The organism is Chryseobacterium sp. FG46 (genome assembly GCF_057809135.1).
The window spans coordinates 33234-57331 of the sequence record NZ_JBMDJJ010000019.1; the positions used below are offsets into that span (position 1 = coordinate 33234).

Genomic DNA, 24098 nt, shown 5'->3' on the forward strand with positions numbered 1-24098 from the left:
ACTAAATTATGAAAACTCTTAAAAACATTTTTCTTTCTATTCTGATAATGGGTGTGCTTCAATCGTGTATTGTTTCAGAAAAGCCGAACATTGATTTTTTTCAGAATTCAAAATATGATTTCAGAGGAGCGCAGTTCGCAAGTATTAATGTACCCATGGTTTTGGCTAAATCTTATATTAAGAAAGCTCTGAGAGAAGAAGGGGAAAGCGAAGAGACCATAGAACTGTTTAAGAAAGCTTCTAAAATAAAGGTTCTTACTGTAACCAATGGGAATGAGAAAATGCTAAATGATTACGCTCAGTTTTTGAGTCATAATCATTATGAAGAGTGGGCCAGCATAAAACATGATGGAGATGATATCAACATTAGAGTAAAACAGGATGGAGAGATTATAAAAAATATGCTGATCACAGTAGGTTCTAAGAAAAATGAAATAGTATTCGTAGATGTGAAGGGAAACTTTACCGCCAATGATATTTCAAAAATGATTAATTCTGTTTCTGATAAATAATAATATCATCAAACATTCAAACTATGTAAAACGGAAAACCTCGTCAAATAGACCTTCAATGTCCATATTTAACATATATAAAGTAGTTTCATACTCATTCAATTATTTTGTACCGTAACCGTTCTGACAAAAGAATGGTTTTTTGATTTAAGTTATTGATTATTAATTTTTATTTAAACTATTAAAAAGGATTTTCATATCTCACTAAAATAACCTAATTTTGCAAAGAAAGTAAAGATGTCTATTCATAACAAAATTGTAGAGACAGCCATCACTTTCGATGACGTTCTTCTAGTCCCTTCTTATTCAGAAGTTTTACCTAACCAGGTTTCATTAAAATCAAGACTTACCGACAAAATCACGCTGAATGTTCCGATAGTTTCCGCTGCGATGGACACTGTTACTGAAGCTGATCTGGCTATTGCTTTAGCAAGAGTTGGAGGTTTAGGATTTATCCATAAAAACATGACAATCGCTGAGCAGGCAGCTCAGGTAAACCGTGTAAAACGTTCCGAAAACGGAATGATCTCTGATCCGGTAACTCTATCTAAAGATCATACTTTAGGTGAAGCTAGAGATCTTATGTCAAGATATAAGATTTCAGGTCTTCCTGTGGTAGATCCTGATAATGTCCTTATTGGAATTATTACCAACAGAGATGTAAAATATCAGGAAAATCTTGATATGAAAGTGGAAGAGATCATGACCAAAGAAAATTTGATCACTTCAGACAAAGATACCAATCTTGAAAAAGCAAAAGAAATCCTTCTTAAGAACAGAGTTGAAAAACTTCCTATCGTAGATAAAGACAATAAACTTGTAGGTTTAATTACCATCAAGGATATCGATAATCAGTTGGAGTATCCTAATGCTAATAAAGATGAAAATGGCCGTCTTATCGTAGGAGCAGGAGTAGGCGTAGGAGAAGATACGTTAACGAGAATTGAGGCTTTAGTACAGGCAGGAGTTGATATCGTAGCGATTGATTCTGCACATGGTCATTCTAAAGGAGTTTTAGATAAAATTTCAGAGATCAGAAAAGCATATCCTAACCTTGATATTGTAGGAGGAAACATTGTAACCGCAGATGCCGCAAAAGATCTTATTGCAGCAGGAGCAAATGTATTGAAAGTAGGAGTGGGACCCGGATCTATCTGTACAACCAGAGTAGTGGCCGGAGTAGGAGTTCCTCAGCTATCTGCCATCTATAACGTTTACGAATATGCTAAATCTCAAAATGTAGCGGTAATTGGTGACGGAGGTATCAAGCTTTCTGGAGACATTGTAAAAGCTATTGCCAGTGGTGCAGGTGCTGTAATGTTAGGTTCTCTTTTAGCAGGTACAGATGAGGCTCCGGGAGAAGAAATTATCTTCCAGGGAAGAAAATTCAAATCCTATCAGGGAATGGGAAGCCTTTCAGCAATGAAGAGAGGTGGTAAAGAAAGATATTTCCAGAGTGAAGCTAAAAAATTCGTTCCGGAAGGAATTGAAGGAAGAGTTCCGCATAAAGGAAAGCTGGAGGACGTTATTTTCCAGCTGACAGGAGGTTTAAGAGCCGGAATGGGATATTGTGGTGCAAAAGATATTGAAACCCTTCAAAGAGACTCAAAATTAGTTATGATTACCGGAAGCGGATTGAAAGAATCTCACCCGCATGACGTAATTATTACACAGGAAGCCCCGAATTATTCTTTATAAAATCTAAAAATATTCAATACTAAAGTCCCCACTCTATTCTGATGGGGACTTTTTTTATTCAATTTTGCAATATTGGAATCTGGGATTGATCACTTTATTTAAAAACTGTCCTTTGGATCCTACCTCCTTAAACTTTTCAAAAATATCAGTATCCGGAAAATAAATGAAATGGTACACTTGAAGGAATATTTCAATTCATACAAAAAAATGTTCCTTGCCATGAAAAATTAAAGCCTCCGGAAGTTTCGAAAGCTTTAATAATTTATTTTTTTACGAATTTGAATTGATGTGTCTGAAAATTTCTGGTATTTATTTTCAGTACATATCCTCCGGGAACAAGCTGTGAAACATCAATCTTAGAATCAAACATTTCTGACTTTACAAGGCGTCCGTCAATATTATAGATCTGGATAGATAGTCCGTCATCAATACCGGAAATAGTAATAAAATCAACCACTGGATTAGGAAAAATTTGTATTTTATTTTTTGAAAGATCTGAAGTCCCTAATGTGGTGGTCTGTACATCACCTGTCATAGTAGAATTTACAGCAGTAAGGTTTCCTCCACACTGTCCGTTTGTAATTGCTGTATTCTCTACCCAGGTTCCAACAATATTACCAGGAGGGATAGGAAGAGAATTATTTCCTGTTGAATTATAATAAAGCAAAGACGGAGTGGTAAAGGTTCCGTTTCCTTCGTCTCCAAGAAACTCCCATCTTGTAAGCGTATTGTTCCATTGGATTTTAAATTCGCAGGTACCTAATCCACTACAATCTTGTCCGCCATCAATAGGAGTAGTCATATAGATGTTTTTACTAAAGGCATCAACTCCTGTTTTGTTAAATACAAAAGTATTAGGCGGACTGTCAAACAGATTAGGACATCCACTGAAAGTTATTGTCTGCGTGAAAGCTGAGCTTCCTATAGCAAGACATAGTAAGTAAAGAATTTTCATAATTATTAGTTTTGCGATGGAAATACTCCAGCTAATGCAATGATGCATTTCAGGGTAATAAAGGGAGGTCTGTTTTCATGGGGCTGGCTTCCTCCGGCGTTGTTTACCATTGTACTCTTCATGGTAGTGTTTGCTGATGCATCAGAATATTCTTTATCAAGAATTTTGGTATCTGCCGGAAGGTTGTTGGTTGGAGAATTTTGATTCCCTTCCGCCGTTACTGCATTTACAGTATGATTGTGAGCCGGCATTTGTGTTATCAGTAATGTTACACTTTCAGTTCCGCCGGTTTGTCCCATTGTGTATGTTGTAGGCCCTCCCGGAGCCTGTCCGTTATGAACAACTACTCTTCCTCTCATATCAGGTAACGCAAATGTAGTGGTTCCGTTTCCTCCATAGGTAGTTCCTAACAATGAAAACAATGCTTGATTTTGTGCGATGGGTAGAAGCTGCCCATTACATTCTGCCCAGTATTTTGGAGCAAAATTATAAGGTACAAAGGCTATTTGGCCTAAAAATGGTTCTGATGCCTGTGCTTTCAGAGCAGGAGCAAATGCGCTGCCTATCAGCAGTGTACATGCAAAAATTAAGTTTTTCATGATAATAAGGATTTTATGTAGTATAAAATTAGAAAATATTTTACATAAAATGTTTAATTAAAAGAAAAACCTTTCGTTGTATAACAAAAGGTTAGGTTTTATTTATTGAAAAATAATTTATTATAGATTTTTTCTCTAATGTTTAAGATGGGATAATAGATGAAAAGATCATTTTAATTTTTCAGATTATCTTTAAAATCATCGATTCTGAAATCAGTCAGTGCATTTCCTTTTTCTATTTTTTCTTTGGAATATAACCTGAAATCATTTTCTGTTTTTTCCAGAAGATAATCATAAGGTCCTATATGAGAAATAAGTTTTACCAGTACCGGAGAAATCTCAAGACAGATAAACAATCCCATGATAAAAGTGGCTGCAAGTCCAATGATCGCAGAATTTTTACCAAGTTCGTCCAGGGCCTGTAGCCTTGCCGCAAAACCATTGAATTTATCTTCAAATGTTTCAGTAGATTTTCTTTCCGTTTCCAGATTCGTGTATACCTTGGATATTTCTTTGTCTAGATATTCCAGTCTTGGAGCTGCCTGCTTCTGATAATTTTCCAGATCCAGTCTGCGTTGCTCCTTCAATTGCTGCTTACGTTTTGCATTGGGACCATAGCCTTCTTTTCCACTGGTTAATCCGGATTGTTTACCCAGGATTTCTTTTTCAAGCTCTACAGATGCTGAGTCGTACGAACGCTGATATTGAGCGATCTTTCCTGAAATCTGCTGCTTTTCGGTTTCAAAAGGACCGCTCTGTTGAAGAATCCTGCCGTTCATTTCTCCCTGAAGCTGTTTTTTATTTCTTTGAATGATAGTGTTCAGCTGTTTATTCACCTCCTTTTCAAAAATTTTAAGCTCTAAAGGTTTGGAAATAATAATTCCCAGGAACGTAGCAAGGATGAGACGGGGAATAGCCATCAGAATCTGATTCCACCATGTTCCTGTTTTTTTGATGGAAGAAACAATATAACGGTCAAGATTGAAAATCATCAGACCCCATAAGATTCCAAATCCTACAGCCGCCCAAATATTGTCGAATACTGTATACATTGCATAGCCTGCAGACAAAGTGGCGAATACTGCAGTGAAAAGAACAATCCCTCCAATGCCGGAAAATTTATTCCATTCACTCGGAGTCTTTCTTAAAATATGGATGTTCCCGCCTGAACATACCATCAGAAACTTTTGGAACCAGTTTATTTTATGAGTCCCTTGATTTATAGTTTGTTGGTTTGTTTTCATAACTGAAAATTTATACAAAGGTAGTACTAAAAATCATACCAATGTAAAAGATAGTATTATGTTTTACCAAGTAATTATTTGTGTTTGTATAAGATGCTGCTTTTAAGGGTGTTAATTTTTAATTTTGAAAATTTGTAAAAAAGTATAAAAGCTATTTCAATCTGTCCGGATTTTGTTTCAGGAAACTCTCCCATCCGGAATATGATTTCGTATCTGTTATCGTTCCGGAGTTAAAATGATGACATACTGCTACGGCAAGACCATCCGATGCATCTAGATATTTTGTAGGAAATTCCTTTAATTTAAGAAGGTTTTGAAGCATACCTGCTACCTGTTCCTTACTGGCATTCCCATTTCCGGTGATTGCCATCTTGATTTTTTTGGGAGAATATTCTGTAATAGGGATATTTCTGTAGAGGCTGGCAGCCATGGCAACGCCCTGAGCACGTCCAAGTTTAAGCATACTCTGCACGTTTTTTCCGTAGAAAGGAGCTTCAAGAGCGACTTCATCAGGGTGAAATTCGTCAATGAGAGATAGTGTCCTTTCAAAGATATACTTCAGTTTAGTTTCGTGATTGGGATATTTCTTTAAGATCAGTTCATGAATAGAGACCATCTCCATTTTTCCTTTTTTTACGGAGATAATACCAAATCCCATTACCGTTGTCCCCGGGTCAATTCCTAAAATTATTTTCTCTGAAATCATTGCTTCAAAGATATGACTTTCTATCTTTTATGTGTAAAAAAGTATCAGCAAAGATTTTAATTCATATGAAAGTAATAATACTTTTCATGTTACTGGAATCCTTATTAAAGAAAAACAGGATTTTTCAAAAATACATGTGTGCATGATACTTCTGAAAAACTGATCCAGAACATTATAAAGGAGAAATAAAACTCAACCGGCTTCATCAGCCGGTTTTATTTTTTCAGTTTTTTCTCTGCTATAGGTATCCACTGGCCATCATGACGAAGAAGGATTATTTTATCTACTAAAAATTTAGTTTTGTATTCCTTATTTTCATATTTTTCCCAGGCCTTAAGATATTTTTCCCAGGTCAGATCTCTGAATCCCACGGTCATATGAGGATGAAAAGAATACTGGGCAAAATTAAAGTACTCTTTTACCCTATGATAAAGCTCTGTTAAATGAATATTTTCTTTTGGCTGAATATAGAGTACAGGATTTTTAGGATTGGGAAAGCTTCCAAAGCCATCCAGTTCTACTTCAAAAGGGATGATATCCGTATTAATCTTCTTAAAGGCAATATGAATATCGTCCTCCAGTTCAATTTCTCTTGAAAAGGGAGGAAATAGTGTAATATGAGCCTCGTTTTTCAACGCTTTGGAATTGGCATAGTTTGTTGCCAGATCTTCTTTAAACACTTTTATTTCTTCAATAATCTCCTGTGGAGGATAAATCGCTATGAAGTACATTTTTTTCATACAGCAATTTAGTTTTTTTAGTTCTGGAAACTAATGTTTTGATCTAAGTTCTGTAAGCGTATTCTCAAGATGATCAGTGATCTTTTTTACTTCAATATGCGGTCTGAAGATCAAGCCCTTTCCTTTTTCCTCATCAGCAATATTAGACAGAATGATTACGGATGTTTTTGTGCCCGGATAATAAATATTTAAAGAGGGAGAGCCTTTCACATAACCACTGTGAAAATAAGAATTGGGCTGGCCGATATTAAGCATGATTCCGTAAGCATAACCCATTTTCCCAAAAATAGCATGGTGTCTTTCCGCACTCTTAGCCATAAAGAGTTTCAGTGTCTCAGGTTTTAGAATTTTTCCTCCGTACAGAGCATTATTCCATGAATGAAGATCCTGAATGGTAGATAATATTCCTCCGGCGGGTGTCCCGATTTCTGATCCGCCTAATCTTTTCGGCATATTGGGAACCTCAGAGAATTTGACAGGAGTTCCAACATAAGCACTGGCAAAATGAGTTCCTTGAAAACTATCTCCCGTTGAGGAATGAGTCATTCCTGATTTTTTAAAAAGTTCCAATGCATTTTCATGATATGATTTTCCGGATACTTTTTCCACAATCTTTCCAAGTGCGTTGAATCCATCGTTGGAATAAAAGAAATCTGATCCGCTTTTAAACATCAGTTTTCCACCCATCAGATTCAACCCGGAAGTATGATTTAACAGCTGATGAATTGTAATGTTTTCATATTCTTTGATCTGAAATTCTTTCAGGTATTTTGATGCCTTATCTGTCACATTAAGTTTTCCCTGTTCCATCTGAAGCAAGATCAAAACAGCCGTGAACTGCTTGCTAACCGAACCTATTGCAAAAATGGTATTGCTGTCAATTTTAGTTTTCTTCTTAAAGTCAGAATATCCGTTTTCTCGTCTGTAAAGTGGAATAGAATCTTTAAAAACGGCAATACTTCCATTGAAATGGTACTTCTTGAAAGTAGAATCAATCTGCTGTTCTAAAAGGGTTTTCTGAAAAGCAGCAATGGTAGAATCAATGATGGCTTTTTTATCAACCGGGGCAATTTTTTGAACCTCAGTTGTTGTACAGGAAAATAAAAAACAGAAAAAGAACAGGAATACTAAATTTTTGATCACAGGTGTTGTATTTTTTAATGATGATTGATATTCTTAAAGATAGTAAAATATCCAAAGAGTAGTATGGGAAGCAAATTGCGTGCTAAGATAGACTGCAGGATCAGGTTAATGCAGAGGTAATCAGCTTGAAGTGCTATGAATGAAAGTACTGCTGAAAAATAATACATTAAAAAACCTGTGAAAGAATATTCACAGGCTTATTTTAATAGCAGATCACTGAACCAGAAAACATATTCCCCATCTTCTTCTTCAGGAGTTGTTTTAGGTTTAGGATAAGTCTTTTTAACTGTTTCTCCGATTTCGAACTGAACCGGATTTTTGAAAATAGGGCCATCAAAAGTAAAAGTATGAAACTCTCCGTTTTCTCCGCATGGATCTACATTTTCAGGAAGGTCATCAATGAATTGCTGATCAATAATTCGTCCAGCAAAACTTTGATCAAGATAAGAGCCATTCACGCAGGTTACGATGGTTTTAAAGCCATGCCATAGAAATTCATGGATGAGGTTAGTTGTATCTTGTTTCCACAGAGGAAAGACGGCTTTCATACCGATAGCCGTTAATTGGTCTTCCCTGTATTTTCTCAGATCTTCCAGAAAAATATCTCCAAAAATGGAATGGGTAATGCCCTGAGCTTTAATTCCAGTCATTGTTGTACTCATGATCTGTTGGTATTCTTCCATAGAGGGTTCTTTGGGAAGTTCCATTTTAATTAATGGAATTCCAAGACTTTCGGCCTGTTTTTCCAAAAGAGAAATAGGGACGCCGTGCATAGAGATCCTTTGAAACTCCTGATTGATGCTGGTAAGCAGCGTAGAAATCTCATATTGATCTTCCTGTAGTATTTTGTAAAGAGCAAGGGCGGAATCTTTTCCGCTGCTCCAGTTGAATAAAGCTTTTGGTTTCATTTTAAAATTAAAATCTCCCAAAAATAAGGAGATTTTATTTACAAAGGAGACTTCCTTATTTTGAAGCTGGCTTTCCATAATTGTTGATAGGGCTTGTAATATCAAGCTTTTCCTTTTCCGCCTGTTGTCTTTTTTGTAGTTCTTCAGCATTTCTAACCATATCGCTTTTATGAGAGGTACCTACATTAGAGGTTTTACAAGAACCTAACGCTACAAAAAGACCAAACACCGAAACAATTTTAATATATGTTCTCATTCAAATTTTTTTGATGGTAAATATATAGGATCAGGTCAGTTTATTTTTAATTTTTAACAAACATTATAAACAAACCCATCAAAATTTAGTATTTTTTCACATTAAAAATAACAAAACCTCAAAGAATTTCTTTGAGGTTTTATTTATAAAAAATGTCTGTCCAATGATAGACTTACATATTTCTTCTGTACTTACCACCCACTTCAAATAAAGCATTGGTAATTTGTCCCAGAGAACAATATTTCACGGCATCCATCATCACTTCAAATAAGTTTTGCTGGTTGATGGCTGCATGTTGAAGTTGTTTCAAGGCTTCTTCAGATCTGCTGTCATTCGCTTGCTGGAAGTTGTGAAGAGATTCAATCTGTGCCTGCTTTTCCTCTTCAGTAGAACGGATAACTTCTCCTGGTAAAACGGTTGGAGAACCATCTTTTCCTAAGAAAGTATTTACTCCGATGATCGGATATTCACCAGTATGCTTCAGCCATTCGTAATGCATAGATTCTTCCTGGATTTTTGAGCGCTGGTACATCGTTTCCATTGCTCCAAGAACACCGCCTCTTTCTGTGATTCTGTCGAATTCTGCATATACAGCTTCTTCTACAAGATCCGTTAATTCTTCAATGATGAATGATCCCTGAAGTGGATTTTCATTTTTAGCCAACCCTAATTCTTTGTTGATGATCAGCTGGATTGCCATTGCTCTTCTTACAGACTGCTCAGTAGGAGTTGTGATCGCTTCGTCATACGCATTGGTGTGAAGTGAATTACAGTTATCATAGATTGCATAAAGCGCCTGAAGAGTAGTTCTGATATCGTTGAAGTCAATTTCCTGAGCGTGCAGAGAACGTCCTGAAGTCTGGATGTGGTATTTCAGCATCTGGCTTCTTTCGTCAGCTCCGTATTTTAATTTCATGGCTTTTGCCCAGATTCTTCTTGCCACGCGTCCGATTACTGAATATTCAGGATCAATACCATTGGAGAAGAAGAAAGATAAGTTAGGTGCAAAATCGTTGATATCCATTCCGCGGCTTAAGTAATATTCCACATAAGTGAAACCATTAGCCAGTGTGAATGCTAATTGGGAAACCGGATTCGCTCCCGCTTCGGCAATATGGTATCCTGAAATAGAAACAGAGTAGAAGTTTCTTACTTTTTCTCTGATGAAATATTCCTGAACGTCACCCATTAATCTTAAGGCAAACTCCGTAGAGAAGATACATGTATTCTGAGCCTGGTCTTCTTTTAAGATATCAGCCTGAACGGTACCACGAACCGTAGCAATCGTTTTAGCTTTGATTTCTGCATAGACATCAGCAGGGATTACTTCATCACCTGTTAATCCCAAAAGCTGTAATCCTAAACCATTGTTGGATGGAGGAAGTTCACCGTTGTATTTCGGTCTTTCTAATCCTTTATCGTCAAATTTTTCTTTAAGCTTAGCTTCTACTTTAGATGCTAAACCGTTTTCTTTGATATATTTTTCAACATTCTGATCGATGGCGGCATTCATAAAGAAAGCCAGCAGCATCGGTGCAGGACCGTTGATCGTCATTGATACCGAAGTTAATGCGTTTACCAGATCAAATCCGGAATATAATTTCTTCGCATCATCTAATGTTGCAATAGAAACTCCGGCGTTCCCGATTTTACCATAAATATCCGGTGGTAAAGCCGGATCCTGACCATACAAAGTTACAGAGTCAAAAGCTGTAGACAGACGTTTTGCAGGCATTTCTGCAGAAACATAATGGAATCTTCTGTTGGTTCTTTCAGGACCTCCTTCTCCTGCAAACATCCTTGTAGGATCTTCTCCGGTTCTCTTGAACGGATAAATACCTGCAGTGTAAGGGAAGCTTCCCGGAAGGTTTTCCTGTCCTTTCCATTTGATCAGATCTCCCCAGTCATTGTATTTTGGTAATGCAATTTTTGGAATTCTTAAGTGAGATAAAGACTCAGTAGAAGTTTCAACCTTGATCTCTTTTCCTCTCACAAAATAAGAATAAAACTCTGCATGGAAAGCTTTTTTCGTGTCGTCCCAACTCTTTAAGAAGTCGATATTATCCTGTTGAAGTTCTTTTTCTGCCTTTTGGTATTCAGCATCCAAAGTTTCATTGGAAATGATATTTTTAACGCCTTCAATATGATACATTTTTCTGGCCAGTTCAGCCTGTTTTTCAATATTGATGTCGTATTGTTTGTTGTTTTCGACAATTTCAGAAAGATAACGAACTCTTTTCGGAGGGATAATCGTCACTTCTTCAGTGATCTCCTGCTCAATAAATGTTTTAAGATTTAATTCAGAGAATTTATCGTTAACTTTTGAAACCAATCTGTTGTATAATTCTGTTGTTCCGTGATCATTAAACTGAGACGCTTTTGTTGCATACACCGGCATATCATCTAACGGGCTTTCCCATAGTAAATGGTTTCTCTGGAATTGTTTTCTTACTGCCTGAAGAGCATCTAATGCACCTCGTTTGTCAGATTTATTCAGTGCTACAAGATCCGCATAGTCTAACATGTCGATTTTTTCCAACTGCGTGGATGCTCCATATTCAGGAGTCATTACATACATGGAAACGTCTGCAAAATCAGAAACTTCTGAACCAGACTGCCCGATCCCCGAAGTTTCAAGAATGATGATATCAGGATGGGCCAGCTTCAATACATTCAGCGCAGAGTGAATGAAAGGAGAAACAGAAACGTTATTTTCTCTGGTTGCCATAGAACGCATATAAACTCTTGGATCATTGATCGCGTTCATACGGATTCTGTCACCTAATAAAGCCCCTCCGGTTTTCTTTTTCGAAGGGTCAATGGAAATAATAGCGATTTTTTTATCCGTATTTGAACGTAAGAAACGTCTTACCAATTCATCTGTTAGTGATGATTTACCAGCTCCTCCGGTACCTGTAATACCAATGATTGGAATAGTCAGATCTTTAGATTTTTCATCGATTGCTTTTACAAGCTCAGGTTTTTCTTCTGAGAAGTTTTCAACGGCTGAAATAATTTGAGCAATGCTTGACGGGTTTTCAAAGCTGATATCATCAAGGTCATTGGCTGTAACATCTTTTCCTGTAGCAAAATCTGATCTTTGTACCAGATCATCAATCATTCCCTGAAGTCCCAGCTCACGGCCATCATCCGGAGAATAAATTCTGTCGATTCCGTAAGACATCAGATCTTTGATTTCTTCCGGAAGGATTACACCGCCACCGCCGCCAAAAATTTTGATCTGCGGTGAATTTTTCTCCCTCAAAAGATCATAAATATATTTGAAATATTCGTTATGACCTCCCTGATAAGAAGTTAATGCAATAGCATTGGCATCTTCCTGGATTGCTGTATTTACAACTTCTTCTGCTGATTTATCGTGTCCTAAGTGGATCACTTCGCATCCTGTTCCCTGGATAACACGACGCATAATATTGATTGCAGCATCATGCCCATCAAATAATGAGGCAGCAGTTACGATTCTTACCTTGTTGGTTGGAGTATATTTTTGGGTTTCCATAAAAAATTCTAGACAGTTTCTAAGTTTTCAAATATAGTAATAAAATGAAAACCATGATGTGTAATTTAATGTTTTGATTTTTAAATATTTATAATAATTGTTTTTTTGTTTTGTAGACTTTGTCAGAGGCTGGATCTGTATTTTATAGATTATTACGCTGCTCTGTAATAATAAAAATGTCGGCAGATCAAAATTTGCCGACATTTTTAACCATAAGTTTGGTTTCAGGAAGCTTCCTTTATTGTTTCTCTGAAAAAAGTGTTTTTCTTTTGCTGTCCAATCCCCAGTTCAATCCTAAAAATGAAATCAGATTATCTTTATCACCATAATTCTTTCCAAAAGCTGCATTAATATAAACGCTGTCGGACACTTTATAGTTAATGATTCCGTTAGAACGATAGGTATTGTCTAAATCACTGCTTCTGTAAATGAATTCATATCCAATGGAAAATTTATTATAAACAAGCTCTATTTTTCCACCAAAATCATAATTGTTGGTTTTGCTGAACCCGTTGGCGACATCATAAACTGTTTTGTCCTGCATGTATCTTGCAACGGCATAAAAATTTAATCGTTTTTCAATCTTTGAAGGGTCTGCAGGGGTTTCTTTGATCATTACTTTGGGCTTTTCGTTCTTTTGATTTGCAGCTATCTTTTGTTCTTCAGCTGATTTGGGCTTTGGCTCTTGATTTCTCCTTTCCAGATTGATTCCAGAACTCATTGTCAGCCAAACTCCAAATTTCCCGAATTGATTATTCTTGAATTGGTTATTTAAAAAGAAAGTACTGTAGGCTGAAGCTACATCCAGCTGAAAAGCAGGTTTTTCATCAAGGTATTTTTTATAATTTTCTGTTTCCGTTTTGTAATAATCTGTTTCAAATTCATCTAATGCTTGTGTAAATTTTTTTTCCTTTTCACTTTGGCTGATATTGGAAGTATTTATATCTTTAAATTTTTGCGATTGATAAAACTCTCTTTGAATATCGCTTAACTCCTTTGAGATATTATTATTTGAGGCAGCAATAGCGTCTATATTTTTTTTATTTCTTATTTTAACTACTGTAGTTCGCAAAGAAAAAGATACCGAAGGATTTTCCGTTTCAAGATTTTCAATTTTATAATTTTTCAGAAAGGCAAATGAGACTGAAACGTTTTTTGCTTCACTGAAAATGTTATTTTTATACTCCTCTTTTTTATTGTCAGCATTTTTGATGGTTTTAATGCCAGCGTACTTCAACGCATCCATTTCCGTCAGAGGAAATAAATGGGTCGGGGTAAGTTCTACTGCGTACGCATTGGGAAGACCTTCATTTTCGCTGAAAGAATTCACAATACTGGTCATGAATGCTTTTTTCGATTTTGGGGTTTCCAGATCAGAACTTGCCAAGCCGAGAAGCATTACACTTGGAGAATTGGAAAGCTCCAGCTTGTTTAACTCTGTACTAATTTCTTTGTTTTGAGAAAATAGTAATGTTGATCCAACTGTCAGAGTTACTAGTAATATCTTTTTCATAGCTCAATTTTTATGTACTTATAGACTCCATAGATGAATCTGCCAGCTAAATCTTCGGTTGTTTTACCTTTAAAGGGGTTGAAGTCAAAATTCTTGCTAGGAATTTGAGGGAACTCGAATTTTATTCTGCATGTATTGATTAAAATCTGCAGATGGTTTACCTGCATATTAATATTAAAAGAAGTTGCAAAAAGTAAATTATCGGACTTTACATCTGCTTTTGGAATGGTAAAAGAAAATCCGTCATCTTTTAAATTGTTGTCATCTATCCGGCTTCCATTAATGATAAAATGGGGATCACCAAATTGTGTGTTGGCACTGATTATTACATTCACTTCAACATTGTCTTCGTTAAAGTCCGTAATTTCTACTGTTTTTTTTGAAATCTTTTTCATGTCTATTGTTTTTTTGGTTTGTAATTGTTTTTTTAATTTTTGAAAAATCAGATCTTTCCTCTTCGATACCCTGCAAAATGATTAGGAGGATATCACAGCTCCTGATTCTATTTCAAATTTATAATTTGTAATGTTTGTGGTCAATTACCTTTTTGGGTGATATTGTTGGTTTCAATAATTAAATGTTTGCGACAATTCTGCACCCCGATTAAATTCTCTATTTTTGCAGCATATTTTTACAGACATGCAAAAAGCGTTGATATATTTCGCATTGGGAACTATAGTAAGCTTCCTGATTAATTATTTCTTTTTAAGTTCAGAAAACATTGGTTTGGAGTTCTATTATGCTATTGCTTTTGGTGCGGCCTGGGGTATTGCTTATTATTTGGATACTCCAGATTTTACACTGGCGAAAAAACTGGGACTGTCTTTTGTAGTGATGGCGATTCTGGTTGGTGCAGGTACTTTAATTTTTAAACTTGAACTGGCTATTCCATCCATTCTAAAGTTTTCTATGGTGTTTGTAGCCTATTATGTAATAGCAAGCTTTAGGGCAACGAAGTCATTAAGAAAATAAATAAAAGAGGCTTTCACAATTGAAAGCCTCTTTTATTATTAATGAATCATCATGAAACTTATTAGAGCAAGGCCTAAAAGCAAAAACATGAATGCAATAAAGTTAATGGTGAATAATATCATTCCGAGAATAATGCTTACCAAACCATGGGCGCGATAAACCCGCCTGTGAGCAATAAAGAAATAGGCCATAGTGTATAATGACAGGAGTGATATTGCTAAATATAAAATGGTATTAATCAGCCAGAAGTCTGTGAGACCTGCCAATTTGGTAAGTAAGAATATCAATAATATGGTAAGCAGTAAAAACGAGAAGTAATGCAGCGTGAAAATTCCGTGATCAAAGTACCACCATTTTTTCTTACTATGAAAGATCCATAAAAATAATGCGAAAAGAGGGAGATAGATAAAAAGTGCTTTTGGAAGATTATGAAATGACTTTTCTACCATACCGGCAATAATCTCCTTTTTCTTCACGCCCTTTTCTTTAAGCTCAAAGAATTTGTGAATGATAGGGGCTTCAATAAAACTAAGAGATGACGGGTTTTTGGCTTTAGCAGAATCATAGGCTTTCCTGGTTTTGTAGTCACCAAAAGTAAAATCCGGATCTATTGTTTTGTCCATGTCAATCATATCTTCTATTTCAGAAGAGTCAGGAACTGCTTTTATTCCTTCAATCGCAAGAGAGTCTTTTTCAGTCAGATGTTTTTTTGCTTTTATACTGTCTATAAGCTTTTGCTTTCCGACAGGTTTCATGACTTTTAAAAAGTTTGTTTTACTATTTTCACCACTATTTCCCTCTTTTGTAGAGCCTATATTAACCATAGGAAACAGAGCAAAAACGAAAAATGTAATGAAACTGACAAAAATATAAAGCTTTACAGGAGGAACGTATTTCTGTCTCTTTCCTTCAAGATAAGTGTTTGTCAGTTTGCCGGGGCTAAATAACAAATTTTTTACTGTTCCCCAGAACTGTCCGTCATAATGAGTGAAGTCTTCAATGAAATGGGTGAAAAGAAAGTAGAAGGGCTGTCGTCTTTCAGTATTTTCCTGTCCGCAGTGGGGACAAAACCTTTCTTCAACCTGATGCCCGCAGTTGAGGCAGGTTTTATCATCTCTTATTTTTCCGTGGCTCATGATTATGGAATATGATTGCCACAAATATAATTATTTCGATGAAATTGTGATGATGTTAATATATCTTACAGAATCGTTACAGTAAACTTAATAAAAGAAAGAGTTGAAGGAATAAACTCTTTGCTGTTTCATTGGTGTTTTTAGAATCTTCGAAGTGTATTTTTCATCGGCTCATGAGTTTTCAAGATCTGTGCCAAAATTGTAAATAGTGTTAAAATCTATTAATAGAAGGGGGTACGGGGAAGATTATATAGATTAAATAAAATATGTTTTTGGGTTACAAAAATAATTTGTACCTTTGCACACCCTTTTAGGGGTAAATTATGTTTAATCTTTAACTAAAACGTGTGAATACATTAAGTTACAAAACTGTTTCAGCGAACAAAGCTACTGCTAATAAAGAATGGGTTGTGGTAGACGCTGAAGGACAGCCGTTAGGTAGATTAGCTTCTACGGTTGCAAAGATTTTGAGAGGTAAGCACAAAACGAACTACACACCTCACGTAGATTGTGGTGATAACGTAATCGTTTTGAATGCTGGGAAAATTACACTTTCCGGAAACAAGTGGGCTGATAAGACTTATATCTGGCATACAGGATACCCTGGTGGACAGAAGTCTATGACTGCGGCTGAACTTCAAAAGAAAGATTCTTTAAAGGTATTAGAAAAGTCTGTAAAAGGTATGTTGCCTAAAAACAGATTAGGAGCTGCTATCCTTAAGAACCTTTATTTATATGAAGGAACTGAGCACAAACATGAAGCTCAACAGCCAAAAACAATTAATGTTAACGAATTTAAATAATTAATTATGTCTATAGTTCACAAAATCGGAAGAAGAAAAACTTCTGTAGCTAGAGTTTATGTAAAACCAGGTTCTGGTGTTATTACAGTAAACGGTAAAGATGCTAAAGAATATTTCTCTACAGACGTGATGGTTTACAAATTAAACCAACCGTTTATCCTTTCTGAGACTGTTGGTCAGTATGACGTTACCGTAAACGTATTCGGTGGTGGAAATACAGGTCAGGCAGAGGCTATCAGATTAGGTATTTCTAGAGCTTTATGCGAAATCAACGCTGAGTTCAGATTAGCATTGAAGCCAGCTGGTTTACTTACAAGAGACGCAAGAATGGTGGAAAGAAAGAAGCCAGGTCAGAAAAAAGCAAGAAAGAGATTCCAATTCTCAAAACGTTAAGAATTGCGATAAGCTTAAAGCAACATGCAATAAGCTATTTGAAAAACTTATTAAAATTTTTAATTCGCTTCAAAGCCTATGGCTTACTGCCTGAAGCTTAAAGCAAAAATTGCCCGTTACGTTTAGCATCCAAACGCTTCTCCCATCTAAAGAAGTTGTTGATTGTTTAAAAGACGGAAAGTAAACTAACAAAAACAGAAAACATGGCAAAAGCAAATGTAAAAGACCTTTTAGAGGCTGGCGTACACTTCGGTCACATGACTAGAAAGTGGAATCCAAATATGGCTCCATACATTTTTATGGAGAAAAACGGTATTCACATTGTAGACTTACATAAAACAGCAGTTAAATTAGATGAAGCATGCAGCGCTTTAGAAAAATTAACTTCTGCAGGTAAAAAAGTTCTTTTCGTAGCGACTAAGAAGCAAGCGAAAGAAGTAGTTGCAAAACACGCTTCTGAACTTAATATGCCTTATATTACAGAAAGATGGCCAGGTGGTATGTTAACGAACTTCGTTACTATCAGAAAGGCTGTAAAGAAGATGAATGCTATCGACAAAATGAAAAAAGACGGTACATTCGAAACTTTATCTAAAAAAGAAAGATTACAAGTTGACAGACAAAGAGCTAACCTGGAGAAGAACTTAGGTTCTATCGCTGACATGGTGAGACTTCCATCTGCTGTATTTGTAGTTGATATCTTAAGAGAACACATCGCGGTAACTGAAGCTAAGAAACTTGGTATTCCAGTTTTCGGTATCGTTGATACAAACTCTGACCCTAGAAAAGTTGACTTCGTTATCCCAGGAAACGATGATGCTTCTAAGTCTATTGATATGATCCTTAGCGTAGTTTCTGAATCTATCAAAGAAGGTCAGTCTCAAAGAAAAGCTGATAAAGAAAAATCTAAAGAAGAAGGAGAAAAAGTATCTGCTGATACAGATGCTGATTTCGATGCAGAATAATTGAAGATTTTCTTTAATATAGGAAAAACGCTGGATTTCGATCCAGCGTTTTTTTATTTATATACAAGAGCTATTTCTTAGAAAAGTATTTTTATATAACAGTATAAACTCATTTTTATACTTAGTGATCAATTTTACCTTGAAAGCTTTAAAATGATCTTGTTTCGTGTCTTTTGGCTATTCATTGCAAGAAAAGATCAGAATCTTTTATTTAAAATAAAAACCCACAGAAACTCTGCGGGCTGTATGTTAGTTTGAAAGTTTTATAGAATAAGAAGTTGTGACGAACTTTGTAGACTGGTAAATAGAGTTACATACAACTCCGGATAATCTGTAGTTCTGATTTTTAGGAACCATAGTGTATCCTATCTTACCGGCACCAATAGGAATTTTCTTGAAAAAATTACCTCCGCTTATTGTAAGCACCATATTGCATGGGGATTTATTTTCTACAGAAATAGAGGTCCTGGGATTTTTAGGATCATCACTATTCAGAAGGTCATTAAGTACGTCGGCTGTTTCCGGTTTATAAGTCTTTATAAGATCATTGTACTCTCTTTCTGTATTGGCTCTGTTCCCTGAATTAGCAGGATAAGGGTAGGAAGTTCCTCCCGGGTAGGCTCCATAATTGACATTACAGCTGGCAAGAATCAATGAAGTTCCGGTAAGAACTAATAGTTTTTTCATCCTATTTTATTTTTTGACTTTTGTTTTTTCTGTGATTGCTCCGTTATCGGCTCCTTTTGAATTGATTTCAGTTCAACGTTGGAGGGTTTCGGGTTGTCTATTGTTACAAATATACTTTTTTTAATGTCTTTCTGAGAGGAATATTTCATATCACAGATATTGCTGCTAAGCGTATATGAATCTTTCTTAAGTACAATGAAGTTTTCTGCACGAGCAGGAACTGCAAGATTATAAAACTCTTTTCCTTCTATCCGTAATACAATATTGCAGTCAGAATTATTTTTGAATAAGAGAATAGCTTCATTGCGGCTAATATCCTCATTAAACATGGCGTTCAGCACCTTTACTGTTTTTTCCTTATGTTCAGCAGATGTTTCAGCAATAAGTTTTCTAAACTCTTCCGCATCATCAGAATCAGGATTCCTCATCGCGCTCTTCGGAATATCCGCAATAACAGGCCTTGCTTCCATAGGTTTGGCAGTAAGTGCTCCCTTTGTCCATTCGGAGTTTTTTAAAGCAATAAGCTTGGGCTTCAGCACGGTTTTTTTAGGATCGTCAGGGTGTGCGTTCTTCAGGTATTCTTCAATTTCTTTAATATTTGTGCTTTTTAAAATGTCTTTACTGCTCTTTTGAGCCTGTGTAAAGCTGGGGATAAGAAATGTGAAGAATAAAATTGTTAAAAAATTTTTTTTCATCATATCGTTTAATTCATCAGCTTATCCGGAATTTGATATAAGTAATGGTTTTTCCTTTCGCAGAGAATAGCTCTTCATAATACGTCTTGATATCTCTCAAATGCTCTGTATTAGGATCGTATTCTGGTGCACCATAGATATCATGGTGGGCAGAAATGATCTCATAACCTGCTCCTTGCAGATATCCAAGCGTATACCCATGCAGGAATTCTGAATCGGTTTTCAGGTGAATGATACCTCCTGGCTTCAGGAACTTTTTATATCGGTTTAAAAAATCCGGATGTGTTAATCTGTGTTTTGTTCTTTTGTATTTAATCTGTGGATCCGGGAATGTAATCCAAATTTCGTCAACTTCATTTTCTGCAAAGAAATAATCAACAAGCTCAATCTGAGTTCTCAAAAACGCTACATTATTCATGTTGTTTTCTACAGCTTCTTTTGCTCCAAACCAAAATCTTGCTCCTTTAATATCTACTCCGATAAAGTTTTTTTCAGGAAATGTTTTTGCGAGTCCTACAGAATATTCCCCTTTTCCACAACCTAATTCCAATATAACCGGATTATCATTTTTAAAGAAATTGTCTCTCCATTTTCCTTTAAGATCGAAACCATTTAAAGCATCTTCTCTTGTTGGCTGGATTACATTCGGTAATATTTTGTTTTCTGCAAATCTTGCTAATTTATTCTTGCCCATTGAGTTATAAAATGAGTGCAAAAATAGTGAAAATTTATGGAGTCTCTATGTCTTTTGGTGGTAAAAGACATAGAGATAATTTGCCTTTGCGGTGTATTACTGACTTCCCAGAGCCACCATAATGGGTCTTTCAATTGTTTTTTGTGAAGCATATTGAGCTCCGCAAACCAGGCTGGTAAAAAGATATTGCCCTTTTTCTATAACAATGGAGCCTTCGCCCTGAGCAGGAACTGCCAGTCTATATTTGGTCGTTCCTACACCTTCCATTCTTACAATGATATTGCAGTCTGACTTATTTTGAATCAAAACAATGCATTCCTTAGCATTAGGATCATTATCAAATAAGGAATTTAAAATTTTTACAGTCCTGTTTTTATGTTCCACAGGAGAGACTGCCATTAACATGTTGAACTCTTCTGCTTCAGTGTTGGGAATTGCGCTATTGGCAGTAGTGTTGACAACATATGTATTTTGGGCAGTACTGGGCGTATACACAGTGGTAGATTGTTTTGCAGCCAGCTCAGCTTTATATTTTGCAATCTGTTTTTGTTTGATGATGGCATTCATTTCATCAAAGGTAATTTTGGTAGAAGGTCTTCTCCGCAGCATAGCAAGCATTTCCTGCATGTCTTTTACCTTTTGGTCTGCAGGATGTGCATTCTTGATATACTCTTTCATCATTTCCATCACCCTGGGTTTCAGAACGGATCTTCTGGGATCATCAGGATGGGCATCCCGTAAAAAGGCATTAATCTCGTAGATATTCTTACTTTTCAAAATATCACTGTAGTCTTTCCCTTTTTTTTGAGAAGACATGGTAACGAAAAACATACAACAAAGAAGTAAAAGTAATTTTTTCATTAATTAATATTAAATTAAAAATTCGGTGCTTCACTCTTAATTTGCGTTTTGGTTGCTTAGTTTTTATTTGATAACGAAATACAAGGATTTTTATTTTTAAAAACTTATATCGTGTAAATGTAAAAGCTAATACTAAGAATTAATAAAATAAATGTACGAAAATTAAAGAATCATTTATTCTTTAATGTGATAATTTTCGGTAGCTGGTTTTATCCTATCCGAAAAAAAAATTAAACGGGGTATGCATTAAGATTAAATAGATAAAAATTATTTCCAATTTCTACATCAGATCTACATCGCATCTACATCATGTCTGCATTATTTTACGTATTTAACTAAACTGTGAAAAATATACTGCTGAAGAAAAAATAAATTATATAGATTTGATTTGTTAAGATACAGATAATCTTATTGTTAGCTTATTTTAAATAATTAAAATACTTATTTTATTATGAAAAAACTCTTACTTATTTTTTCGCTTTTATTAGCATCGTTTGGATATGCACAAACTTATTTTTCCGATAATTTTGATGATTTGGATATTACAGACTGGACTCTCTATGATCAGGACGGTGACGGGCACATTTGGTATGACTTTGATGATATACAGCATTTCTATAATACAACTCCCGCGCTTACATCTTTAGCAATTGATTATCAACCGGATGATTATATCGTTTCACCGGCAATTAATCTGTCCACTGCACCTTCCGCACAGCTTAAATACAAGGTGAAGTTGATAGAAAATATGCCCGAAACCTATTCTGTATATGCTGCGACAACAAACAGTGTAGCGGCATTTTTAGCAAATGGTCCTTTGTTAACTGAAACTGTAAATAGTAACGGACCAGTTAATAAATATTATCTCAAAACTATTGACTTATCTGCATTTGCAGGGCAGCAGCAAGTTTATATTGCCTTTAGACATCATAATTCTGACTTTCAATTTTTAATGTTCCTGGATGATGTCAGTGTTAGTATTGTTCCTGGTACGGCCCCTAATTGTTCTGCATTGATATCTCCTGCAAATATGGCGACAGGTGTTCACTATACCCCCTCAACAAAATTAATATGGAGTAGTCCCACTACAGGTAGTATTGTTGATTCGTATGATATATATTTAGATCAAAACTCAAATCCTAGCACACTTATTGCGAATGTTATTACGGGTACAAATTATGATGTTTCAGGTCTGATGCCATCTACAACTTATTATTGGAAAGCTGTACCTAAAAATACCGCTGGTAGTGCGACCGGATGTCCTGTCTATTCGTTTACGACCCCTCCAACTGATTTTTGTCCTGCCAGTTCTAACTATCCCGTTTTTGCAAAAATAAACAATGTTACATTTGCTGGTATTAATAACAATTCATCAAACGACTATGTAATAGGGTATGAAGATTATACTTCGGTAGTTGGAAACGTTTCATTAGGCGAGACTTATGGTTTTTCAGCACTAAGTTTAGATCAAGGGCTTTGGGATCAAGTTTTAGTCTGGATAGATTTCAATAATGATTTTGATTTTGATGATGAGGGAGAGAAGGTTTTAGAGACAGTTGGTAACAACCACACCCCTTTGGTTGGGCAGATTACAATACCGACTACTGCTACATTAGGACAAGTTCGTATGAGAGTGAGATTAAACAATGCTAATCTAAATGATCCTAATAATTATTCTAATCAGACTCCGTGCGGAAACTCAGCATTTGGCCAGGTAGAGGATTATACATTGAATATTGGAAATATGTTGTCTGTCAGAGAGTCTGATAAGGTTCAGGTTAGGATATTCCCTAATCCGGTAACTGATATTTTGAATATTGAAGCACCTGCAAAAGTGAAATCTGTTGATGTAGTTGATGCTTCAGGTAAATCGGTCTCTAGTTACAGGCTCAATACTGCTAAATCTCAAATTAATTTGTCCAGATTGGTTCCGGGAATCTATTTCGTAAATATTGAAATGGAAGATGTAACCCGATCTATAAAAGTGATAAAGAAATAACTTGACAAAAAAGAAAGAAGCTGTATCACAACTAGATGATGTGGGTTGAGAATCGCTTAAACGAAAACCCTTCTCGTATAGGGATACAGGAAATTTTCATAAAAAAGGCCGTTTTCACGAGTTGTGAGACGGCCTCTTTTGTATTGATGGAATAATTGAAGATCAAGCAGAAAAAAGTATGGTTACTTGTACGCTCGCAGGAACAGGCTCTATGGTCTTTAATCCCCGTCTTTTCATTGTTTTTTTATTTACTGATGATCTCCTGAAGGTGAGAACTTCTTAATCTTTTTTGATAGATTGGAAGGTATTTTTCAATAGGAATTTTCACAGCTTCAAAGTTTCCTGCCAGCACGTAAGCCTGGATGTTTTCTGAGGAATAAACAAACTGAAGGAAGTTATCAATTAAGTTTTCCGGTATTTTAAATTTGGCAAAATAATCTTTACCCAGATAATTTTTGATCTGTGCCACAGAACTGTTCATCCTTTCATAGGCCTGATAACGCTGCTTTTTCTTTCTTTCTCCTGAAAGAATATCATAGATGCTTTCCAGACTGAACGTAAGACCTCCATCCCGAAGTCCGGCAACAGGAAGTTCCGGAGGCGTACCGTCACCTTTTGGCTCAGGAAGACCAATTACTTTTTTAAGAGCATAAGCTTTGTCTTCTTTTCTTAAAGAGTTTACATCATACCGAAGATTTCCGGTAGGCTTGAACCTGCTGAGAACAATTTCCTGAATTTCATAATAGGCGATCTTAAGCTCAACCAGATTTTTCTGTTCCATGGATTGAGGGGTCAGCTTGATGTCTTTTCTTTCGGTTACAATAGAGGTAAACCGGATCACATCCCCGGTATTGGCCGGAATATTAAAATTGCCATTGTAATCCGTAAGAACAGTTTTTTGTGTATTCAAGTTCGTGACATACACCTGATTGAGATATAAAATAGAGTTGTCTCTCAGAAATACCTCCCCGGAATATATTTGTGCATTAATTTTTGCCAGAAAAACCAATAGCAGCAGAGTAAACAGTTTCTTCATATAATGCGCAAAATTACATAGAAATAAAGCAATTATGTATAGTTAGATGAGGAATAGTGGTTA

Annotated in this window: 24 protein-coding genes; 7 read left to right on the forward strand and 17 right to left on the reverse strand. The window is 35.8% G+C overall.

Going from position 1 to position 24098, the window contains the following annotated elements:
* The first annotated feature begins 8 nt into the window (after positions 1-8).
* Together ACODR7_RS14640 and guaB are read left to right on the forward strand one after the other, a co-directional pair.
* Positions 9-512, forward strand: coding sequence for a DUF4252 domain-containing protein (locus ACODR7_RS14640; RefSeq protein WP_488840119.1), 504 nt, complete (start codon positions 9-11; stop codon positions 510-512).
* A gap of 237 nt (positions 513-749) precedes the next feature.
* Positions 750-2210 (forward strand): IMP dehydrogenase, encoded by a 1461-nt coding sequence (guaB, locus tag ACODR7_RS14645; protein WP_488840121.1) that lies wholly within the window; start codon positions 750-752, stop codon positions 2208-2210.
* A gap of 262 nt (positions 2211-2472) precedes the next feature.
* Here guaB and ACODR7_RS14650 read toward each other — a convergent pair whose 3' ends face one another.
* The 11 genes from ACODR7_RS14650 to ACODR7_RS14700 all read right to left on the reverse strand — a co-directional run bounded on the left by ACODR7_RS14650 (position 2473) and on the right by ACODR7_RS14700 (position 14189).
* Positions 2473-3165: a T9SS type A sorting domain-containing protein gene (locus ACODR7_RS14650; protein WP_488840123.1), complete on the reverse strand. Its 693-nt coding sequence runs from the start codon at positions 3163-3165 to the stop codon at positions 2473-2475.
* 5 nt (positions 3166-3170) lie between these two features.
* Complete coding sequence (locus ACODR7_RS14655; protein WP_488840124.1) at positions 3171-3764, reverse strand: phage tail protein; 594 nt, start codon at positions 3762-3764, stop codon at positions 3171-3173.
* Between the two features lie 173 nt (positions 3765-3937).
* On the reverse strand, positions 3938-5008 hold the full coding sequence (locus ACODR7_RS14660; protein WP_076594866.1) for a DUF4407 domain-containing protein: 1071 nt from the start codon (positions 5006-5008) through the stop codon (positions 3938-3940).
* A 151-nt stretch (positions 5009-5159) separates the two neighbouring features.
* Positions 5160-5714, reverse strand: a complete 555-nt coding sequence (gene ruvC, locus ACODR7_RS14665) for a crossover junction endodeoxyribonuclease RuvC (RefSeq protein ID WP_047435701.1) — start codon at positions 5712-5714, stop codon at positions 5160-5162.
* Between the two features lie 215 nt (positions 5715-5929).
* The gene (locus ACODR7_RS14670) at positions 5930-6454 is read right to left on the reverse strand and encodes a 2'-5' RNA ligase family protein (protein ID WP_488840127.1); all 525 of its coding nucleotides are present in this window, start codon (positions 6452-6454) and stop codon (positions 5930-5932) included.
* 30 nt (positions 6455-6484) lie between these two features.
* Complete coding sequence (locus ACODR7_RS14675) at positions 6485-7597, reverse strand: serine hydrolase domain-containing protein (RefSeq protein ID WP_488840128.1); 1113 nt, start codon at positions 7595-7597, stop codon at positions 6485-6487.
* A gap of 197 nt (positions 7598-7794) precedes the next feature.
* Positions 7795-8505 (reverse strand): Dph6-related ATP pyrophosphatase, encoded by a 711-nt coding sequence (locus ACODR7_RS14680; protein ID WP_488840195.1) that lies wholly within the window; start codon positions 8503-8505, stop codon positions 7795-7797.
* 55 nt (positions 8506-8560) lie between these two features.
* Positions 8561-8761 (reverse strand): hypothetical protein, encoded by a 201-nt coding sequence (locus tag ACODR7_RS14685; protein ID WP_488840130.1) that lies wholly within the window; start codon positions 8759-8761, stop codon positions 8561-8563.
* Between the two features lie 172 nt (positions 8762-8933).
* Positions 8934-12281, reverse strand: coding sequence for a methylmalonyl-CoA mutase family protein (locus tag ACODR7_RS14690; RefSeq protein ID WP_488840131.1), 3348 nt, complete (start codon positions 12279-12281; stop codon positions 8934-8936).
* A gap of 238 nt (positions 12282-12519) precedes the next feature.
* Positions 12520-13794, reverse strand: coding sequence for a hypothetical protein (locus tag ACODR7_RS14695; RefSeq protein ID WP_488840133.1), 1275 nt, complete (start codon positions 13792-13794; stop codon positions 12520-12522).
* A complete protein-coding gene (locus ACODR7_RS14700; protein ID WP_488840135.1) occupies positions 13791-14189 on the reverse strand; it encodes a hypothetical protein in 399 nt (132 codons plus the stop codon). The genes ACODR7_RS14695 and ACODR7_RS14700 overlap by 4 nt, the downstream gene beginning before the upstream one ends.
* A 244-nt stretch (positions 14190-14433) precedes the next feature.
* On the opposite strand from ACODR7_RS14700, the gene ACODR7_RS14705 reads away from it, so the two are divergent.
* Positions 14434-14766 (forward strand): hypothetical protein, encoded by a 333-nt coding sequence (locus ACODR7_RS14705; RefSeq protein WP_488840197.1) that lies wholly within the window; start codon positions 14434-14436, stop codon positions 14764-14766.
* Between the two features lie 38 nt (positions 14767-14804).
* Here ACODR7_RS14705 and ACODR7_RS14710 read toward each other — a convergent pair whose 3' ends face one another.
* The gene (locus tag ACODR7_RS14710; RefSeq protein ID WP_488840137.1) at positions 14805-15902 is read right to left on the reverse strand and encodes a DUF3667 domain-containing protein; all 1098 of its coding nucleotides are present in this window, start codon (positions 15900-15902) and stop codon (positions 14805-14807) included.
* A gap of 347 nt (positions 15903-16249) precedes the next feature.
* On the opposite strand from ACODR7_RS14710, the gene rplM reads away from it, so the two are divergent.
* The 3 genes from rplM (at position 16250) to rpsB (ending at position 18063) form a co-directional block, all read left to right on the forward strand.
* A complete protein-coding gene (gene rplM / locus ACODR7_RS14715; protein WP_002976217.1) occupies positions 16250-16705 on the forward strand; it encodes a 50S ribosomal protein L13 in 456 nt (151 codons plus the stop codon).
* 6 nt (positions 16706-16711) lie between these two features.
* Positions 16712-17098 (forward strand): 30S ribosomal protein S9, encoded by a 387-nt coding sequence (gene rpsI / locus ACODR7_RS14720; protein ID WP_002976218.1) that lies wholly within the window; start codon positions 16712-16714, stop codon positions 17096-17098.
* 203 nt (positions 17099-17301) lie between these two features.
* Positions 17302-18063 carry a 30S ribosomal protein S2 gene (gene rpsB / locus ACODR7_RS14725; RefSeq protein ID WP_062675707.1) on the forward strand — a complete coding sequence of 254 codons (762 nt, stop codon included), beginning with the start codon at positions 17302-17304 and terminating at the stop codon, positions 18061-18063.
* A 249-nt stretch (positions 18064-18312) separates the two neighbouring features.
* On the opposite strand, the gene ACODR7_RS14730 is transcribed toward rpsB, so the two are convergent.
* The 4 genes from ACODR7_RS14730 to ACODR7_RS14745 all read right to left on the reverse strand — a co-directional run bounded on the left by ACODR7_RS14730 (position 18313) and on the right by ACODR7_RS14745 (position 21000).
* Positions 18313-18750, reverse strand: coding sequence for a DUF6759 domain-containing protein (locus ACODR7_RS14730; protein WP_488840140.1), 438 nt, complete (start codon positions 18748-18750; stop codon positions 18313-18315).
* A complete protein-coding gene (locus ACODR7_RS14735) occupies positions 18747-19448 on the reverse strand; it encodes a DUF6759 domain-containing protein (RefSeq protein WP_488840142.1) in 702 nt (233 codons plus the stop codon). The genes ACODR7_RS14730 and ACODR7_RS14735 overlap by 4 nt, the downstream gene beginning before the upstream one ends.
* Before the next feature lie 13 nt (positions 19449-19461).
* A complete protein-coding gene (trmB, locus tag ACODR7_RS14740) occupies positions 19462-20139 on the reverse strand; it encodes a tRNA (guanosine(46)-N7)-methyltransferase TrmB (protein ID WP_488840144.1) in 678 nt (225 codons plus the stop codon).
* 96 nt (positions 20140-20235) lie between these two features.
* On the reverse strand, positions 20236-21000 hold the full coding sequence (locus ACODR7_RS14745) for a DUF6759 domain-containing protein (RefSeq protein WP_488840146.1): 765 nt from the start codon (positions 20998-21000) through the stop codon (positions 20236-20238).
* A gap of 451 nt (positions 21001-21451) precedes the next feature.
* On the opposite strand from ACODR7_RS14745, the gene ACODR7_RS14750 reads away from it, so the two are divergent.
* A complete protein-coding gene (locus ACODR7_RS14750) occupies positions 21452-22999 on the forward strand; it encodes a GEVED domain-containing protein (protein WP_488840148.1) in 1548 nt (515 codons plus the stop codon).
* 244 nt (positions 23000-23243) lie between these two features.
* Here ACODR7_RS14750 and ACODR7_RS14755 read toward each other — a convergent pair whose 3' ends face one another.
* Positions 23244-24035, reverse strand: coding sequence for a hypothetical protein (locus ACODR7_RS14755; RefSeq protein WP_488840150.1), 792 nt, complete (start codon positions 24033-24035; stop codon positions 23244-23246).
* Positions 24036-24098 lie beyond the last annotated feature (63 nt).

Bases quoted from the DNA above. Each gene is read 5' to 3' on its own strand.
- ACODR7_RS14640 (WP_488840119.1), top strand. From the start codon at position 9: ATGAAAACTCTTAAAAACATTTTTCTTTCTATTCTGATAATGGGTGTG.
- guaB (WP_488840121.1), top strand. From the start codon at position 750: ATGTCTATTCATAACAAAATTGTAGAGACAGCCATCACTTTCGATGAC.
- ACODR7_RS14650 (WP_488840123.1), bottom strand. From the start codon at position 3,165: ATGAAAATTCTTTACTTACTATGTCTTGCTATAGGAAGCTCAGCTTTC.
- ACODR7_RS14655 (WP_488840124.1), bottom strand. From the start codon at position 3,764: ATGAAAAACTTAATTTTTGCATGTACACTGCTGATAGGCAGCGCATTT.
- ACODR7_RS14660 (WP_076594866.1), bottom strand. From the start codon at position 5,008: ATGAAAACAAACCAACAAACTATAAATCAAGGGACTCATAAAATAAAC.
- ruvC (WP_047435701.1), bottom strand. From the start codon at position 5,714: ATGATTTCAGAGAAAATAATTTTAGGAATTGACCCGGGGACAACGGTA.
- ACODR7_RS14670 (WP_488840127.1), bottom strand. From the start codon at position 6,454: ATGAAAAAAATGTACTTCATAGCGATTTATCCTCCACAGGAGATTATT.
- ACODR7_RS14680 (WP_488840195.1), bottom strand. From the start codon at position 8,505: ATGAAACCAAAAGCTTTATTCAACTGGAGCAGCGGAAAAGATTCCGCC.
- ACODR7_RS14685 (WP_488840130.1), bottom strand. From the start codon at position 8,761: ATGAGAACATATATTAAAATTGTTTCGGTGTTTGGTCTTTTTGTAGCG.
- ACODR7_RS14690 (WP_488840131.1), bottom strand. From the start codon at position 12,281: ATGGAAACCCAAAAATATACTCCAACCAACAAGGTAAGAATCGTAACT.
- ACODR7_RS14695 (WP_488840133.1), bottom strand. From the start codon at position 13,794: ATGAAAAAGATATTACTAGTAACTCTGACAGTTGGATCAACATTACTA.
- ACODR7_RS14700 (WP_488840135.1), bottom strand. From the start codon at position 14,189: ATGAAAAAGATTTCAAAAAAAACAGTAGAAATTACGGACTTTAACGAA.
- ACODR7_RS14705 (WP_488840197.1), top strand. From the start codon at position 14,434: ATGCAAAAAGCGTTGATATATTTCGCATTGGGAACTATAGTAAGCTTC.
- ACODR7_RS14710 (WP_488840137.1), bottom strand. From the start codon at position 15,902: ATGAGCCACGGAAAAATAAGAGATGATAAAACCTGCCTCAACTGCGGG.
- rpsI (WP_002976218.1), top strand. From the start codon at position 16,712: ATGTCTATAGTTCACAAAATCGGAAGAAGAAAAACTTCTGTAGCTAGA.
- rpsB (WP_062675707.1), top strand. From the start codon at position 17,302: ATGGCAAAAGCAAATGTAAAAGACCTTTTAGAGGCTGGCGTACACTTC.
- ACODR7_RS14730 (WP_488840140.1), bottom strand. From the start codon at position 18,750: ATGAAAAAACTATTAGTTCTTACCGGAACTTCATTGATTCTTGCCAGC.
- ACODR7_RS14735 (WP_488840142.1), bottom strand. From the start codon at position 19,448: ATGATGAAAAAAAATTTTTTAACAATTTTATTCTTCACATTTCTTATC.
- trmB (WP_488840144.1), bottom strand. From the start codon at position 20,139: ATGGGCAAGAATAAATTAGCAAGATTTGCAGAAAACAAAATATTACCG.
- ACODR7_RS14745 (WP_488840146.1), bottom strand. From the start codon at position 21,000: ATGAAAAAATTACTTTTACTTCTTTGTTGTATGTTTTTCGTTACCATG.
- ACODR7_RS14750 (WP_488840148.1), top strand. From the start codon at position 21,452: ATGAAAAAACTCTTACTTATTTTTTCGCTTTTATTAGCATCGTTTGGA.
- ACODR7_RS14755 (WP_488840150.1), bottom strand. From the start codon at position 24,035: ATGAAGAAACTGTTTACTCTGCTGCTATTGGTTTTTCTGGCAAAAATT.